This window comes from Pseudomonas sp. FW305-E2 (assembly GCF_058782925.1).
In genome coordinates this window covers 109,462-113,090 of sequence record NZ_JBYSYE010000014.1, presented here as the reverse complement: position 1 = coordinate 113,090, position 3,629 = coordinate 109,462, and the positions used below count along the sequence as shown (strand labels likewise).

1 protein-coding gene is annotated in these 3,629 nt (G+C 58.3%); it reads left to right on the top strand.

Annotation, left to right across the window (positions count from 1 at the left end; translation table 11 throughout):
- Window positions 1-3,597: immunoglobulin-like domain-containing protein (locus AC3WLP_RS13615; RefSeq protein WP_492576162.1), on the top strand; the 3,597-nt coding region annotated here is incomplete at its 5' end.
- Window positions 3,598-3,629 lie beyond the last annotated feature (32 nt).

Here is a 3,629-nt window from a genome sequence, read left to right as displayed (position 1 = left end):
GACGGCCTGCCGATCAACAACCACAGTGCATTGACCTTCACGCTGAGCGACGGCAAAACCGTCATCACTGTGCCGGCCAATGGCACCGTGGGCACTGCCACCGTGGCTGCCCCGGACAACGTCTACGTCGGTACCAACGACCCTGTGATCAAATCGATCGCAACCGTTGAAGGTGCGGATGTCGGCAAGTTCGAGCAACTGACGCTGGACAAGACCCCGGTCAGCACCGCTGTGACCGACGAACCAGGTACGGGAACGCCGGGCACCGGCAACCAGGGTGACGTCACCATCGTTGGTATTACCGGCACGTCTTCTCTGACCGAAGGTGAAACCGGCCAGTACACGCTGACCCTGAGCAACGCGTCCAAGTCCGAAGTCACTATCACCCTTAGCTACAGCGGTACCGCCAAAAACGGTGATGACTTCACCGGTGTTGCGACCGTGAAGATTCCGGCCAATAGCACAGGCACGACGTTCAACATCGCTACCATCGATGACAAACTGGTCGAAGGTACCGAGAACTTCGTCGTGAAGATCGAAGCCGCCACGGGTGGTAACTTCGAGAACCTGCAGGTTGATAGCAGCAAATCGAGCGTGACGACCACCATTCTCGACAATGACCACCTGCCGGTTTCGCCTGGCGGCGCAGTATTTGGCGTGGAGGACACCGATTACGTATTTGCCTGGAGTGATTTCAAAGTCACTGATGCCGATGGCAACACTAACCTGTCTGTGACCATTACCTCGCTCCCGGCCGCCGGCAACTTGCAGTTCTTCAACGGTACTGCATGGGTGAATGTGGCCGTTGGCCAGGTGGTCAGCCAGGCTGATATCACTGCCAAGAACCTGAAGTTCGTTCCGGCCCTCAACCAGTCGGGTGCGGACAACTACGGTGGTACTGGCGTGGGTAACCAGAAGGCTGACTACGCCCAGTTCAAGTTCAAGCCGAACGATGGCACCAACCTGGGCAGCGAAGTGACCATGAAGGTCGATATCAGCCCGGTTGCCGACAAACCGACCCTGAGCTTCGGCAGCGCCGATATCGAGTCCAAAGGGCTGACCAAGGAAGTCTGGACCAGCCTCAAAGGCCTGGGTACTGGCGGCAACGGCATTACCGGCGAGGATCTGAAGACGGTCTTTGCCAACTCCGGCAGCGCGAACTCCAGCAGCACCACGACCAACGTGCAGTCCGATGGCAGCGTCACCGCTGGCACCGGTTCGAAAACGTCGGGCCTGATCTACCTGGAAGCCGGCAAGGTCTATACCTTCAGTGGTTTGGCCGACGACAGCTTCGTGGTCACCATCGGTGGCAAGACTGTAGTCACGGCCACCTGGGGAGCCGGTGGCGGGGTGTCGGGTACCTTTACCCCAAATACCAGCGGCTACTACCCGATCGAGGTCTACCATGCCAACCAGTCCGGTCCAGGCAGCTATGACCTGAACATCCAGGTAGGCTCCGGTGCCGTTACCGACCTGAGCAGCTCGAACGTCAAGATGTACCAGAACGTGACCGAGATGGCGAACGCAGGCCTGGGCGTGTCCGACCTGCACACCGTGAATGGTCAGAGCTACTACGACGGCTACAAGCTCAACGAAGGGCCTGAGGGTGGCTCGGTGAAACTGGTCGGTATTTCCACCGCCCTGACCGACACTGACGGCTCCGAAAGCCTGAACGTGACACTCAGCGGTATCCCGAAAGGTACCGTGTTGAGCGATGGTGCAGGCCACACGGTCACGGTTGGTACTGCCCCGGTCGATGTGACAGGCTGGAAACTCAGCAGCCTGACGCTGACCCCGCCGGCCTATTACAAAGGCTCGTTCGACATCACGGTTACCTCGACTGCCACCGAAAGCCTGGGCGGCTCGGCCATCACCACCGGCAATATCCCGGTGACGGTGTACGCTGCGACCTACAAGGCCAGTGTGGGTACCTCGGGCAATGACACGATGACCGGTAGTGAAGGCAACGACATCATCGTCGCTGACGTATCCGGGCTGAACGTGGTTCAGGGCAAGAACTACAACATCGCCTTCATGGTCGACAGCTCGGGCAGTATGAGCGACAAGTCGATTGCCGACGCCAAGACGCAGTTGGCCTCGGTGTTCAACACGCTCAAGGCCAGCCTGGGCTCGGACACCTCGGGTACCGTAAACATCTTCCTGGTCGACTTCGATACCCAGGTAAACAAGAACGTGGCAGTGAACCTTGCCGACCCGGATGCTTTGAGCAAGTTGCAGGCGGTATTGAACTCGATGGTGGGCGGCTACTACGGTGGCGGTACCAACTATGAAGACGCGTTCAAGACCACGTCCAACTTCTTCAACAGCACCATGGCCACCGGCAACAAAGGTGCGGAGAACCTGACTTACTTCATTACCGACGGTAAGCCAACCTATTATCAGAGCGGTGAGTCCACCAACCCTAGCCTGTGGAAGAATGGCAAGAGCCTGGATGATGTAGTCAACGTCAACAATTACAAGATGGGTGACACGTTCAGCGCCTGGGCCGATGCGACTCACAAGGTCGAGATCAGCAGCAATGGTGTGGTCAAAGTGCTGACCTATACCGAGAACCGCCGCGGTGAGTTGGTGCTTGACTCCACCAAGACGGTCGGCACCCTTCACGCACAAGGTGATGGTACCTATGAACTCTCCAGCCTGGACGGTACCGGCTACGCGGATTACTGGAACTACGTCTACTCGGCCGCAGGTTCTACTGAAAGTTTCGCAGTATTGGGCGGCACCAATGGCTTGAGCAAAGTCCAGGCTATCGGCCTGAACAGCGATGTCACGCTGAACGATCTGAAACCTTACGACAGTGCCGGCAAGCCACAGACCAATATCGACCCGTCCGATTTGGCCAAGGCGATTCTCGGTCACTCCGAAGCAACGGTGCCAGGTGCCGACACCATTGATAGTGGTAACGGCAACGACATCATCTTCGGTGACCTGATCACCCTCAACGGTGTCGTCAGCGAGGGCTACCAGGCCCTGCAGACGTACGTTGCACAGAAGAGCGGTGTTGAAGTCGGTGCTGTCACTACCAGCAATGTTCACCAGTACATCACCGAGCACTACACCGAGTTCGATATCTCCGGTGCCAAAGACGGCAATGACATCCTGTCGGGCGGCAATGGCAATGACATCCTCTTCGGCCAAGGTGGCAGCGACACGCTCGATGGCGGCAAAGGTAACGACATCCTGCTGGGCGGTACCGGCAACGACACCCTGATCGGTGGCCAGGGCGACGATATCCTGATCGGTGGCAGCGGTGCCGACACCTTCGTGTGGAAGGCTGGCGACATCGGTAACGACGTGATCAAGGACTTCAACAAGGCCGAGGGTGACCGTATCGACCTGAAGGACCTGCTGCAGGGCGAGAAGGGCAGCACCATCGACAACTACCTGAAGCTCACCACGGTGGAGGGTACGACCACGTTGCAAGTCAGCAGCGAAGGCAAGCTCAACGCCGAAGGTGGTATCGCCAACGCCGACGTGACCATCAAACTGGAAGGGGTGAACTGGTCCAACCAGACGATCAACTCGTTGATCAGCGGTGCCGATCCGACCATCATCATCCACAACAAGGACAGCTGACAGACTACCGGGGCCGCCCCGCGGCCCCGGCG